The organism is Pseudomonas sp. BW16M2 (assembly GCF_014268865.1).
GTDB lineage: Bacteria > Pseudomonadota > Gammaproteobacteria > Pseudomonadales > Pseudomonadaceae > Aquipseudomonas > Aquipseudomonas peradeniyensis.
Window position 1 is genome coordinate 1 of sequence record NZ_JABWRI010000053.1, and the last position, 13423, is coordinate 13423.

The window sequence follows — 13423 nt, forward strand, 5'->3', positions numbered from 1 at the left end:
GGGGCTATAGCTCAGCTGGGAGAGCGCCTGCATGGCATGCAGGAGGTCAGCGGTTCGATCCCGCTTAGCTCCACCAATTTTGCCGCGATTCGCGAAAGCGGGTCGGCACGAAGGTTACGTCCCCTTCGTCTAGTGGCCTAGGACACCGCCCTTTCACGGCGGTAACAGGGGTTCGAGTCCCCTAGGGGACGCCACTTTTACCCGCGTTTGCGGGAGTTGAATGGCTCATCATCCAGATCGGTGAGTCATTTGTTTTACTCGGGGCTATAGCTCAGCTGGGAGAGCGCCTGCATGGCATGCAGGAGGTCAGCGGTTCGATCCCGCTTAGCTCCACCAATTCGCCACGATTCGCAGCAGCGAGTCGGCACGAAGGTTAAAGTCCCCTTCGTCTAGTGGCCTAGGACACCGCCCTTTCACGGCGGTAACAGGGGTTCGAGTCCCCTAGGGGACGCCAATTTTTTACCTGCGTTTTGCAGGACTTATAAGGCTCATTCGATTATTGAATGGGCCTTTTGTTTTTTCTGCCTCCCGAAAACTGTCGCTGCGCCGATCAATGGACGCAGATTCCGCTTGCCAGAAAATATTATGAGCATAATATGATGATCATAATGTTTTGAGGTGAGCCATGAGCGACAAGAAGAGCAAGACCCGCGAACGTATCCTCGATGCCGCCCGCAGCGCGCTGGTCCAGCAAGGGCCGGCCGAGCCGAGCGTCAGCCAGGTCATGGGCGCCGCGGGGCTGACAGTCGGCGGCTTCTATGCCCACTTCGACAGCAAGGACGAACTCATGCTCGAGGCGTTCAGCCAGTTGCTCGGCGAGCGCCGCGCCTTGCTCGCTCAGGTCGATCCTGCCCTTGACGGCGCCGGGCGTCGGGCCCTGGTCGCGGCCTTCTATCTGTCGCGCAAGCACCGTGATTCCGAGGTGCAGGCGTGCCCGATTCCCAATGCGCTGAGCGAGATGCAGCGCCTGCCGGAGGCGTTTCGCAACGTGCTGGCCGAACACATCGAGCTGATGACCGCACAGATGGTCGATCGTCCCGAAGACATCGACAAGGCGCTCGCCGATTTCGCCCTGATGGTGGGCGGCCTGGCCGTGGCCCGTGCCCTGGGCGATGGCGAGCTGTCCGACCGTATCCTGCGCGCCGCCAAGTCGGCGGTGATCTGAGCAACCTGACCCTGGAGCAAGGCGATGACTACTTTGAGCTGGATTCGTGGCGTCAATGGCACCCTCGGCCACCTGGTCCCCGAGCATGTCGCCGGCAAGATGCGTCGTGCCTTCATGACGCCGCGCAGCTTGCCGCCCAAAGCCTGGGAGCTGCCGTTGCTGGCCCGCGCCGAGCGCATCACCCTGCGCTTCGGGCTGTCGGCGCTGCGCTGGGGGCAGGGGCCGACGGTGTTGCTGATGCATGGCTGGGAAGGGCGCCCGACCCAGTTCGCGGCGTTGATCGAGCGACTGGTCGACAGCGGCCACACCGTGGTGTCGCTGGAAGGGCCGGCCCATGGGCGCTCGCCCGGCGAGCAGGCGCATGTGGTGGCGTTTGCCCGCGCATTGCTGGAGGCCGCTGCCGAGCTGCCGCCGTTGCGGGCGGTGATTGGCCACTCCATGGGCGGCGCCAGCCTGTTGCTGGCCCTGCAATGGGGGCTGCGCACCGATGCGGCGGTCAGCATCGCCGCGCCGGCACGCCTGCTTGGCGTGCTGCGCGGCTTCGCCCGGCGTCTTGGCCTGCCGGCCCGGGCCCGGGCCGCGTTCATCCGTCAGGTGGAGCGGGATGTCGGCGTCCAGGTGGCGCGCCTGGATGTCAGTGGCTATCAGCTGGATGTGCCGGGCCTGGTGGTGCATGCCGAGGACGATCCGGTGGTGCCGGCCGGCGAGGCGCCGGTGATTCACCAGGCCTGGTTTGACAGCCGTTTGCTGCTGCTGGAGGAGGGCGGCCATCAGCGGGTGCTGGCCGACCCGCGCCTGGGCGAGGCGGTGATGGAACTGCTGGCGCGCTCCAGCCAGCGCGCGCGGCAAAGCGCCTGAGCATCCGTTACACTCTGCCCGGTCACTGAACACCGGGAGCGGGCATGAGCTGGGATCTGGCAACACCATTCATCATCGACCTACGCGTCGGCAGCGAGGACATCGACGGCCTCGGCCACGCCAACAACGCCGTCTATGTCACCTGGCTGGAGCGCTGCGCCTGGCGCCATTCCCAGCGCCTGGGGCTGGACCTGGCCGAGTATCGCCGGCTGGACCGGGCGATGGCCGTGGTCCGCCATGAAATCGACTACCTCGCCGCCGCCTATGAGGACGACGAACTGCAACTGGGCACCTGGATCGTCGACTGGGACCAGCGCCTGCGCATGACCCGACGCTTCCAGCTCAAGCGCCCAAGTGATGGCGTTACCCTGCTGCGGGCGCAGACCACCTTCGCCTGCATCGAGCTGTCCAGTGGCAAGCCCAAGCGCATGCCGGCGGAATTCCTCGACGGCTACGGTCCGGCGCTGACCGGCCGCTGAAGCGGGGCGGTTTTTTGCTAGACTGCCGCCTTTTTCGTGGCGAGACCCTGAAATGCAAATTGCCCTGGCCCCGATGGAGGGGCTGGTCGACAACATCCTGCGCGACGTCCTGACCCGGGTGGGCGGCATCGATTGGTGCGTCACCGAGTTCATCCGCGTCTGTGACCGCCTGCTGCCGGCATCGTCGTTCGACAAGCTGGCGCCGGAGCTGCGCCAGGGTGCGCGCACCGCCGCCGGCGTGCCGATGCGCGTGCAATTGCTCGGCTCGGATCCGGTGTGCCTGGCTGAAAATGCGGCCCTGGCCTGCGAGCTGGGCGCGCCGGTCATCGACCTGAACTTCGGCTGTCCGGCCAAGACCGTCAACAAGTCCCGGGGCGGGGCGGTGCTGCTCAAGGAGCCCGAGCTGCTGCATGCCATTGTCCGCGAGGTGCGGCGCGCGGTGCCGGCGCATATCCCGGTGACCTCGAAGATGCGCCTGGGCTACGACAGCCCCGACGGCGCGCTGGACTGCGCCAGGGCGCTGGCCGAAGGCGGCTCGGCGCACCTGGTGGTGCATGCGCGGACCAAGGTCGAGGGCTACAAGCCGCCGGCCCATTGGGAGTGGGTGGCGCGGGTGCAGGATGTGGTCGCGGTGCCGGTATTCGCCAATGGCGAGATCTGGACGGTCGACGACTGGCGGCGCTGCCGCGAGGTCAGTGGCGCCAGGGACATCATGCTGGGTCGTGGGCTGGTGTCGCGCCCGGACCTGGCCTTGCAGATCGCTGCGGCCCGTGATGGCGTCGAGTACCAGCCGATGAGCTGGGACGAGTTGCTGCCGCTGCTGCGCGAGTTCTGGCGCCAGGCCCAGGACAAGCTGTCGCCACGCTATGCGCCGGGGCGGATGAAACAATGGCTGGCGATGCTGACCCGTGGCTATCCCGAGGCGGTGGCGCTGTTCGCTGAGTTGCGTCGGGAGGATGACTGCCAGCGGATCAGTGGGTTGCTGGGGATGGAACTGCAGGCCGTCGAGGCTTGTGTCGCCTGAGCTGGCGCTATCGCGGGGCAAGCCCGCTCCCACGAAGCCATGCCCAGTCGAAAATTTTTTCAGGCCAGCCCTTGAAAGCCTTTTGCCCGGACATATCTCTTGAGTACGCGATGCCGAAGTCGGGTCGCGTAGTGACTTTACTTGCTGAATCTCAGGAGTTAATGACCATGACTACCGCTTTCTCTCTCGCACCGCTTTTCCGCAACTCCGTCGGTTTCGACCGTTTCAACGACCTGTTCGAAGCCGCCGCCCGTAACGAGGCCGGTAGCAGCTACCCGCCCTACAACGTGGAAAAGCATGGCGATGACCACTATCGCATCGTGGTTGCCGCAGCCGGCTTCCAGGAGCAGGACCTCGACCTGCAGGTCGAAAAAGGCGTCCTGACCGTGACCGGCGGCAAGCGCGACAACACAGGCGAAGGCGTCACCTTCCTGCACCAGGGCATTGCCCAGCGCGCCTTCAAGCTGTCGTTCCGCCTGGCCGACCATATCGAGGTCAAGGGCGCGGGCCTGGCCAACGGCCTGCTCAGCATCGAGCTGCTGCGCATCGTGCCGGAAGAAGCCAAGGCCAAGCGCATTCCGATCAACGGCGAAAAGCCGGCGCTGAACTGAGTTCGGCGGGATGAAACAAAGGGCACCTTCGGGTGCCCTTTCTGCTTTGTGCCGGGGATGAATGCCCTTTGACTGGCGTGGGAGCGGGCTTGCCCCGCGATTGCAATGCTGGGTCTCATACCGCAATCGCGGGGCAAGCCCGCTCCCACGCCATGCGTGAACTGTTACCAGGCCAGTTCAGTAATCCGCCGGCGCCTCCAGCAGCATCTGGCGGAACTCCGGCAGCGGCAGCGGTCGGCTGTGCAGGTAGCCCTGGTACAGGTGGCAACCCAGCCGCTCGAGGAATTCCAGCTGCTCGGTCAGCTCCACGCCCTCGGCAATCACCGCCAGTTCCAGGCTGCGGGCCATGGCGACGATGGCGCGGACGATCTCGGCGTCGTTGGGGTCGACCGGCGCGTCGCGCACGAAGGTCTGGTCGATCTTCAGCGCATCCACCGGCAGGCGCTTGAGGTAGGTCAGCGAGGAATACCCGGTGCCGAAGTCGTCCATGGCGAAGCTCACGCCGTAGCCCTTGAGCTCGCGCATCTTGCTGATGGTGTCCTCCAGGTTCTGGATGACGATGCCTTCGGTGATCTCCAGCGTCAGCATGCGCCGCGGCAGGCGGTAGTCGTCGAGGCTGCGCAGTACCCGCTCGACGAAGTCGTTCTGGCGGAACTGCCGCGGGCTGATGTTGACGCACAGGCTGAAGTCGTCGGCGTCGATCAGGCCGTCCGCGAGCATGCGCGCGCAGGCATCGCAGGCCTCGTCGAGGATCCAGCTGCCGACTTCGAGGATCAGGCCGCTTTCCTCCAGCACCTGGATGAACTGCGCCGGCGGTTGCTGGCCCAGTTGCGGGTGGTGCCAGCGCAGCAGCACCTCGGCGCCGACGATGCGGTTGTCACGGGCATCGACCTGGGGCTGGAAGTGCAAGGCCAGTTCGCCCCGGGCCAGGGCCAGGCGCAGGTCGCTCTCCATGCGCAGGCGCTCGCTGGCGGCCTTCTGCATGGTGGTGTGGAACAGCTGGGTGGTGTTGCGGCCGGAGTCCTTGGCCCGGTACAGGGCGATGTCGGCGCGCTTGAGCAGGTCGGCGGGGGTGGCGCCATGGTCGGGGATCAGCGCCACGCCGATGCTCGGCGTCACCTGCAGGCGCTGCCCGTCCAGCGACATCGGCTCGGCCAGCAGCTCGCGCAGGGTGTCGGCCAGCTCGCGGACCCGGGTCTCGACCACCTCGCGGCTGCCCTCCAGGCCGCTGAGCAGCACCACGAACTCGTCGCCGCCCAGGCGCGCCACGGTGTCCTCCAGGCGCACGCTGGCCTCGAGGCGGGCGGTGATGATCTTCAGCACCGTGTCGCCCACCGGATGGCCGAGGGAGTCGTTGATGTGCTTGAAGTGGTCGAGGTCGAGGAACAGCAGCGCGCCGCGCAGGTTGTGGCGCTTGAGCAGGGCGATCTGCTGGCTCAGGCGGTCCATCAGCAGGGCGCGGTTGGGCAGGTTGGTCAGCGGGTCGTGGTAGGCCAGGTGACGAATCTGCGCCTGGGCGTTCTTCAGCAGGCTGACGTCGCGGGCGTTGATCAGCAGGCAATCGGTCTCGTTGAGGCTGATCGGTTCCACCGAGACCTCCACGGTGAGGATGTCGCCGCGTTTGTTGCGCCCGAGCATCTCGCGGTGATGCACCCGGCCGCGCTCGCGCAGCTCGTTGAGCAGGGCGGCGCGCTGCTTTTCGTCGGCCCAGATGCCGATCTCGTAGACCGTGCGCCCCACCACTTCCTCGGGGCTGTAGCCGGTCAGCCGGCTGAAGCCGTCGTTGACCTCCACGTAGCGCCCGCTCTGGCGTTCGGTGATGGTGATGGCGTCGGGGCTGGAGTGGAAGGCCTTGGCGAATTTCTCTTCGCTGGCCTTGAGCGCCGCCTCGGCGCGTTGCTGCTGGGTGATGTCGCGCAGGGTGGTGACGCTGCAGGGCTGGCTGTCGACGCTGATCAGGCGGCTGGAGATCACGCAGGTCAGCGGCGTGCCGTTGCGGTGGTTGACCACCACCGCGACGTTGCTCAAGGCCTGGTCGCGGATCACCCGCTCGATGCGCTGGGCGCGCTCGGCCGATTCGGCCCACAGGCCGATCTCCTCGGCGGTCTGGCCGAGGATCTGCTCCGGGTTCCAGCCGAAGGTCTGGCTGAAGGCCGGGTTGATCTCGATGAACTGGCCGGTGTCCTGGCGGGTCACGCAGATCGGGTCGGGACTGACCTGGAACAGGCTGGCGAATTTTTCTTCCGAGGCGCTCAGGCGCTGCTCGCGCTCGACCTGGTCGGTGATGTCGAGCAGGGTGCCGGCCATGCGCAGCGGGTTGCCCTGGTCGTCACGGTACAGCCGGGCGCGGCTTTCGATATAGCGCGAGGCGCCGTTGTCCAGCTGCACGCGGTAGGTGATCTGGTAGTTGCCCGCCGGCCCCTCGCGCAGGCTGCGGTAGGCCTGGCGCATGGCGCTGCGCTCGTGTTCGGGCACGCCTTCGAAGAACGCCTCGAACGACTCGTGGAACGGCACCGGGTCCAGCCCGTGCAACTGGGCGGCGCGGGCCGAGCCGTAGAGCATGCCGCTGGGGATGTGCCAGTCCCAGGTGCCGAGCTGGGCCGAGTCCAGGGCCAGGTCGAGGCGCTCCTGGCTGTCCTTGAGCGCCTGTTCGGCGCGTTTGCGCTCGGTGGTGTCGACGAAGGTGCTGATCAGGTAGGTGACGCCTTCGAGTTCGATGCCCTGGGTGCAGAGGATGCCGTCGTGGATCTTGCCGCTGGTGGCACGGAACTGCACCTCCAGGGTGAACGGCCCGCTGCCGGCGCGGGTGGCGTCCATCACCAGGTGGCGCTGCTCGGGATTGACCCAGAGGCCCAGCTCCAGGCTGGTCTTGCCGACCACCTGGGCGCCCGGCCAGCCGAACATGTGCTCGAAATGCTGGTTGACCTCGATGATCAGGCCGTCATGGCGGCGGGTCAGGAGGATGGCGTTGGGGCTGAGGTGGAACAGGGTGGCGAAGCGCTTTTCCGAGTTGATCAGCGCGGTTTCCCGCTCGCGCTGGCGGGTGATTTCGCGAATGACCCCGATCATCTGTGGCCGGCCATGGGGGTCGTGGGTCAGGCTGCCGTTGATCTCCAGCCAGTGCACGCTGCCATCGGGCCAGCGGATGCGGTGGCGCATGGCCTGCTCCACCGGCTCGCCGTTGACCACGGCCTGGAACGCCTGGCGGGTGCGGGCGCGGTCTTCCTCGGGAAGCAGGTCGAGGTAGTCGACGTCGTTGGGCAGCGGGCGCTGCGGATCGAAGCCGAACAGTGCCTGGGTGCCCCGTGACCAGCTCACCCGGCCACTCTCGATGTCCCACAGCCAGGCGCCCAGGCGCGCGCCGTTGAGCGCGGCCAGCAGCTGGGGAGCGTTCTGCCAGGCCAGCTCCGATTCCTGGGGGTCGGCCGCAGGGATGCGTGGCAGGCGCGGAAAGCGGTTTGCTGATTTGGGCATCGGTACCAGACCTTTGGCGGAAAACGCGTCCTTGTGGATGTCATGCCGTACTGACGAGCGGTCAGGCGGACCCTGCATGGCTGTCGAGCAAGGCCATGAAGGCCCTGGCCGCGTTCGACAGCGTGCGTTCGGTATGCAGTATGTAGCCTAGCTGGCGTGACAGCTGTATGCCGGGCAGGGCGATGGGCGCCACCTGTTCATCGAGCATAGTACGTGGCAGCACGCTCCACGCCAGGCCGATCGACACCATCATCTTGATGGTTTCCAGGTAGTTGGTGCTCATGGCGATGTTCGGCACCAGGCCCTGGCTCTCGAACAGGCGCTGGACGATATGGTGGGTGAAGGTGTTGCCGCCGGGGAACACTGCCGGGTGGCGCGCCACGTCGGCCAGGCTGACCGCGCCGTTGCTGGCCAGCGGGTGCTCGGGCGAGGCGACGAAGTCCAGGGCGTCGTCCCACACCGGCACCGCCCGCACCAGATGGTGCGGCTCGGGCGCCAGGGTGATCACGGCAATTTCGGCGCGGCCGTGCAGTACTTCGTCGTAGGCCGCCTCCGAGTCGAGGAACTGGATATCCAGGGCCACCGCCGGGTACTGGCGGGTGAAGGCGCGCAGCAGCGGCGGCAGGCGATGCAGGCCGATGTGATGGCTGGTGGCCAGGGTCAGGCGACCGCTCACCGCCCCGGTGAGGTTGGTCAGGGCGCGGCGGGTATCATCGAGTACGTTGAGGATCTGATAGGCGCGGGGCAGCAGGGCGCGGCCGGCCTCGGTGAGGGTGACCTCGCGGCCCAGGCGGTCGAACAGGCGCACGTCCAGTTGCTGCTCGAGGCCGGCGATGCGCTTGCTGATGGCTGGCTGGGTCAGGTGCAGGCGTTCGCCCGCCCCGGAAAAACTGCCGGTTTCGGCGATGGCGATGAAGGCGCTGAGGTTGGCCAGGTCCATCTATTTGAATTCCTGATGGTTATGCAAAGCATGAAAATTATGAATTTGAGTTATTCAATCTATCGCCATAGCATCGTCCGTACAAGCCAAGGGGTCTTTGGCATAGAAAGACGCTGATGAGGAACAGTCTGATGGCTGGCAAAACGCTCTACGACAAACTCTGGGAAGCTCATGAGGTCAAGCGCCGCGATGACGGCTCGTCCTTGATCTACATCGACCGCCACATCATCCATGAGGTGACTTCGCCCCAGGCTTTCGAAGGCCTGCGCCTGGCCAGCCGCAAACCGTGGCGCATCGACGCCAACATCGCCACCCCAGACCACAACGTGCCGACCACGCCGGAGCGCAAGGGCGGTATCGAGGCCATCGTCGACCAGGTGTCGCGCCTTCAGGTGCAGACCCTCGATGAGAACTGTGACGAATATGGCATCGTCGAATTCAAGATGAATGACGAGCGTCAGGGTATCGTCCATGTCATCAGCCCGGAGCAGGGCGCGACCTTGCCGGGCATGACCGTGGTCTGCGGCGACTCGCACACTTCCACCCACGGCGCGTTCGGCGCGCTGGCCCATGGCATCGGCACCTCCGAGGTCGAGCACGTGCTCGCCACCCAGTGCCTGGTGGCCAAGAAAATGAAGAACATGCTGGTGCGCGTCGAGGGTGAGTTGCCCGCCGGCGTCACCGCCAAGGACATCGTCCTCGCCGTGATCGGCAAGATCGGCACCGCCGGCGGCAACGGCCACGCCATGGAGTTCGCCGGCAGCGCTATCCGCGAGCTGTCGATGGAAGGCCGCATGACCATCTGCAACATGTCCATCGAAGCCGGTGCTCGGGTAGGCCTGGTGGCCGTCGACGGCACCACCGTCGCCTATGTCGAAGGCCGTCCGTACGCGCCGAAGGGCGAGCAGTGGACGCAGGCCGTCGAGGCCTGGAAAGGCCTGGTGTCCGACGCCGACGCCGTGTTCGATACCGTTGTCGAGCTCGATGCCGCGCAGATCAAGCCGCAGGTCAGCTGGGGTACTTCGCCGGAGATGGTCCTGGCCGTCGACCAGCGCGTGCCGGACCCGGCCGCCGAGCCTGACCTGATCAAGCGCGGTTCGATCGAGCGCGCCCTCAAGTACATGGGCCTGGCCGCCAACCAGGCAATCACCGACATCAAGCTCGACCGCGTGTTCATCGGCTCGTGCACCAACTCGCGCATCGAAGACCTGCGCGCCGCTGCCGAGATCGCCAAGGGCCGCAAGGTCGCCGCCAACGTCAAGCAGGCGCTGGTGGTGCCGGGCTCGGGCCTGGTCAAGGCCCAGGCCGAGCGCGAAGGGCTGGACAAGATCTTCCTCGAGGCCGGCTTCGAATGGCGTGAACCGGGCTGCTCGATGTGCCTGGCGATGAACCCTGACCGCCTGGAGAGCGGCGAGCACTGCGCGTCCACCTCCAACCGCAACTTCGAAGGCCGCCAGGGCGCCGGTGGTCGTACCCACCTGGTCAGCCCGGCCATGGCCGCCGCCGCCGCGGTGACCGGCCACTTCATCGATGTCCGCGAGTTGATCCAAGGGAGCGCAGCATGAAAGCCTTTACCCAGCACACCGGTCTTGTCGCGCCATTGGATCGCGCCAACGTCGACACCGACCAGATCATTCCCAAGCAGTTCCTCAAGTCGATCAAGCGCACCGGCTTCGGCCCCAACCTGTTCGACGAGTGGCGCTACCTGGACGTCGGCCAGCCTTACCAGGACAACAGCAAGCGCCCGTTGAACCAGGATTTCGTGCTCAACCATGCGCGTTACCAGGGTGCCAGCGTGTTGCTGGCGCGGGAGAACTTCGGTTGCGGCTCGAGCCGCGAGCACGCCCCGTGGGCGCTCGACGAGTATGGTTTTCGCAGCGTGATCGCGCCGAGCTTCGCCGACATCTTCTTCAACAACAGCTTCAAGAACGGCCTGTTGCCGATCATTCTCGACGCTGCCGAGGTCGACGAGCTGTTCAAGCAGGTCGAGGCCAACCCGGGCTACCAGTTGACTGTCGACCTTGAAGCCCAGGCGGTGACTCGCCCGGACGGCAAGGTACTGAAGTTCGAGATCGATGCGTTTCGCAAGCACTGCCTGCTCAACGGCCTGGACGATATCGGCCTGACCCTGCAGGACAGCGACGCGATCAAGGTGTTCGAGGGCAAGCACCGCGCCAGCCAGCCCTGGTTGTTCCGCGACGCGTGATTGACTGCTTGCCCCGCGCAGAGGGGCATTGGACACTGAAGTACTTCGGCGCGCCTGCGAGGCGCGCCGCTTGATTGGATAGAGGAAAGCATGAGCAAGCAGATTCTGATTCTCCCAGGTGACGGCATCGGTCCGGAAATCATGGCCGAGGCGGTCAAGGTGCTGGAGCTGGCCAACGACAAGTTCCAGCTCGGCTTCAGCCTCACCCACGACGTGATCGGCGGCGCGGCCATCGACAAGCACGGCGTGCCCCTGGCCGACGAGACCCTGGCGCGCGCGCGCCAGGCCGATGCCGTGCTGCTGGGCGCCGTGGGCGGCCCGAAGTGGGACAAGATCGAGCGTGACATCCGTCCGGAGCGCGGCCTGCTGAAGATCCGTTCGCAACTGGGCCTGTTCGCCAACCTGCGCCCGGCCATCCTCTATCCGCAACTGGCCGATGCCTCGTCGCTCAAGCCCGAGATCGTTTCCGGCCTGGACATCCTCATCGTCCGCGAGCTGACCGGCGGCATCTACTTCGGCGCGCCACGCGGCCAGCGCGAGCTGGAAGGCGGCGAGCGCCAGGCCTACGACACCCTGCCGTACAGCGAGAGCGAAGTGCGCCGCATCGCCCGTGTCGGCTTCGACATGGCCCGCGTGCGCGGCAAGAAGCTGTGCTCGGTGGACAAGGCCAACGTCCTGGCGTCCAGCCAGCTGTGGCGCGAAGTGGTCGAAGAGGTGGCCAAGGACTACCCGGACGTCGAGCTGAGCCACATGTACGTGGACAACGCCGCCATGCAGCTGGTGCGCGCGCCCAAGCAGTTCGACGTGGTGGTGACCGACAACATGTTCGGCGACATCCTGTCGGATGAGGCTTCCATGCTCACCGGTTCCATCGGCATGCTGCCATCGGCGTCGCTGGATGCCGACAACAAGGGCATGTACGAGCCGTGCCACGGTTCGGCGCCGGACATCGCCGGGCAGGGCATCGCCAACCCGCTGGCGACCATTCTCTCGGTGTCGATGATGCTGCGCTACAGCTTCAACCAGACGGCCGCCGCCGAGGCGATCGAGCAGGCGGTGAGCCGGGTGCTGGACCAGGGCCTGCGCACCGGCGACATCTTCTCCGAGGGCTGCCGCAAGGTGGGTACGCAGGAAATGGGCGACGCAGTAGTCGCAGCGCTGCGGAATCTGTAATCTCTCTGGCCCGCCACCAAAAACTCCCGGTGGCGGCCCACTTTTAGCAAAGGTGTAGTTGCGATGAAACGTGTAGGTCTGATCGGTTGGCGTGGAATGGTCGGTTCCGTGCTCATGCAGCGGATGCTCGAAGAGCAGGACTTCGACCTGATCGAGCCGGTGTTCTTCACCACCTCCAACGTCGGTGGCCAAGGCCCGAACGTGGGCAAGGACACCGGCCCGCTCAAGGACGCCTACAGCATCGACGAGCTCAAGACCCTCGACGTGATCCTGACCTGCCAGGGCGGCGACTACACCAACGAAGTCTTCCCCAAGCTGCGCGAAGCCGGCTGGCAGGGCTACTGGATCGACGCGGCCTCGTCCCTGCGCATGCAGGACGACGCGGTGATCATCCTCGACCCGGTCAACCGCAAGGTCATCGACCAGCAGCTGGACGCGGGCACCAAGAACTACATTGGCGGCAACTGCACCGTCAGCCTGATGCTGATGGGCCTGGGCGGCCTGTTCGAGGCTGGCCTGGTCGAGTGGATGAGCGCCATGACCTACCAGGCGGCCTCGGGCGCCGGCGCGCAGAACATGCGTGAGCTGATCAAGCAGATGGGCGGTATCCATGCGGCGGTCGCCGATGACCTGGCTAACCCGGCCAGCGCCATCCTCGACATCGACCGCAAGGTGGCCGAGGCCATGCGTGGCGAGGGCTTCCCGACCGACAACTTCGGCGTGCCGCTGGCTGGCAGCCTGATCCCGTGGATCGACAAGGAGCTGCCGAACGGGCAGAGCCGTGAAGAATGGAAGGCCCAGGCCGAGACCAACAAGATCCTTGGGCGCTTCAAGAGCCCGATTCCGGTCGACGGTATCTGCGTGCGGATCGGCGCCATGCGTTGCCACAGCCAGGCGCTGACCATCAAGCTGAACAAGGATGTGCCTTTGGCGGACATCGAAGGCATGATCAGCCAGCACAATCCCTGGGTGAAGCTGGTGCCTAACCAGCGTGAGATCAGCATGCAGGAACTGAGTCCTACCCAGGTGACCGGGACCCTGAACGTGCCGGTCGGGCGTTTGCGCAAGCTGAACATGGGGTCGCAGTATCTTGGGGCCTTCACTGTTGGCGACCAGTTGCTGTGGGGGGCTGCGGAGCCGCTGCGGCGGATGTTGCGGATTCTGCTGGAGCGGTGATCTGGGTGGTTTGAGTTTGGATTTTGAAGAGCCCGTGTTGCGTGAGTGATGCGGGTTTTTTTATTGGTGTTAGATTCGTTGTTCGTTGTTCGTTGTTCGTTGTTCGTTGTTTGTTTTGATGTTTTTATGCGCATTCATTTGCGATGTTGACGCATAGTCACCTTTCCGCCCTTACGGCGGGTAACTTTTTGAGGGATCAAAAAGTCACCAAAAAATCCTCGCTCCATTCATCCGGCCCTACGCTTCGCTCCGGGTTCCCTCACTCCGGCCTTGCTCCCGGGAGGACCGCGCTGCAGGGCCCATCCTGGGCCCCAGCG

Annotated in this window: 11 protein-coding genes and 4 tRNA genes; 13 read left to right on the plus strand and 2 right to left on the minus strand. The window is 65.4% G+C overall.

Features of this window, described 5'->3' with window-relative positions; translation table 11 throughout:
* The 9 genes from HU735_RS26330 to HU735_RS26370 all read left to right on the plus strand — a co-directional run bounded on the left by HU735_RS26330 (position 1) and on the right by HU735_RS26370 (position 4137).
* A tRNA-Ala gene (locus HU735_RS26330) sits at positions 1–76 on the plus strand.
* A gap of 42 nt (positions 77–118) precedes the next feature.
* Positions 119–194: transfer RNA gene (locus tag HU735_RS26335), tRNA-Glu, on the plus strand.
* A 66-nt stretch (positions 195–260) separates the two neighbouring features.
* Positions 261–336 (plus strand) — tRNA-Ala (locus HU735_RS26340).
* Between the two features lie 42 nt (positions 337–378).
* A tRNA-Glu gene (locus HU735_RS26345) sits at positions 379–454 on the plus strand.
* A 171-nt stretch (positions 455–625) separates the two neighbouring features.
* Positions 626–1165 carry a TetR/AcrR family transcriptional regulator gene (locus tag HU735_RS26350; protein WP_050704722.1) on the plus strand — a complete coding sequence of 180 codons (540 nt, stop codon included), beginning with the start codon at positions 626–628 and terminating at the stop codon, positions 1163–1165.
* Positions 1166–1189: 24 nt separating this feature from the next.
* Complete coding sequence (locus tag HU735_RS26355) at positions 1190–2023, plus strand: alpha/beta fold hydrolase (RefSeq protein ID WP_186716407.1); 834 nt, start codon at positions 1190–1192, stop codon at positions 2021–2023.
* A gap of 44 nt (positions 2024–2067) precedes the next feature.
* Positions 2068–2502 (plus strand): thioesterase family protein, encoded by a 435-nt coding sequence (locus HU735_RS26360; protein ID WP_096048341.1) that lies wholly within the window; start codon positions 2068–2070, stop codon positions 2500–2502.
* A 52-nt stretch (positions 2503–2554) separates the two neighbouring features.
* Positions 2555–3526, plus strand: coding sequence for a tRNA-dihydrouridine synthase (locus HU735_RS26365; RefSeq protein ID WP_050704725.1), 972 nt, complete (start codon positions 2555–2557; stop codon positions 3524–3526).
* A 167-nt stretch (positions 3527–3693) separates the two neighbouring features.
* Entirely contained in the window at positions 3694–4137 is a 444-nt protein-coding gene (locus tag HU735_RS26370) for an Hsp20 family protein (RefSeq protein WP_050704726.1), read from the plus strand.
* A gap of 177 nt (positions 4138–4314) precedes the next feature.
* Here HU735_RS26370 and HU735_RS26375 read toward each other — a convergent pair whose 3' ends face one another.
* Positions 4315–7611, minus strand: a complete 3297-nt coding sequence (locus HU735_RS26375) for a PAS domain S-box protein (protein WP_186716408.1) — start codon at positions 7609–7611, stop codon at positions 4315–4317.
* Between the two features lie 61 nt (positions 7612–7672).
* Positions 7673–8551, minus strand: coding sequence for a LysR family transcriptional regulator (locus HU735_RS26380; protein ID WP_028690430.1), 879 nt, complete (start codon positions 8549–8551; stop codon positions 7673–7675).
* Positions 8552–8682: 131 nt separating this feature from the next.
* Here HU735_RS26380 and leuC point away from each other — a divergent pair, with 131 nt between their 5' ends.
* From leuC to asd, 4 genes are all read left to right on the plus strand, one after another.
* A complete protein-coding gene (leuC, locus tag HU735_RS26385; RefSeq protein WP_110739340.1) occupies positions 8683–10116 on the plus strand; it encodes a 3-isopropylmalate dehydratase large subunit in 1434 nt (477 codons plus the stop codon).
* Positions 10113–10757, plus strand: coding sequence for a 3-isopropylmalate dehydratase small subunit (gene leuD / locus HU735_RS26390; protein ID WP_186716409.1), 645 nt, complete (start codon positions 10113–10115; stop codon positions 10755–10757). The genes leuC and leuD overlap by 4 nt, the downstream gene beginning before the upstream one ends.
* Before the next feature lie 90 nt (positions 10758–10847).
* Positions 10848–11930, plus strand: a complete 1083-nt coding sequence (leuB, locus tag HU735_RS26395) for a 3-isopropylmalate dehydrogenase (protein WP_050704730.1) — start codon at positions 10848–10850, stop codon at positions 11928–11930.
* Between the two features lie 63 nt (positions 11931–11993).
* Entirely contained in the window at positions 11994–13106 is a 1113-nt protein-coding gene (asd, locus tag HU735_RS26400) for an aspartate-semialdehyde dehydrogenase (RefSeq protein ID WP_028690434.1), read from the plus strand.
* The last annotated feature ends 317 nt before the right edge of the window (positions 13107–13423 follow it).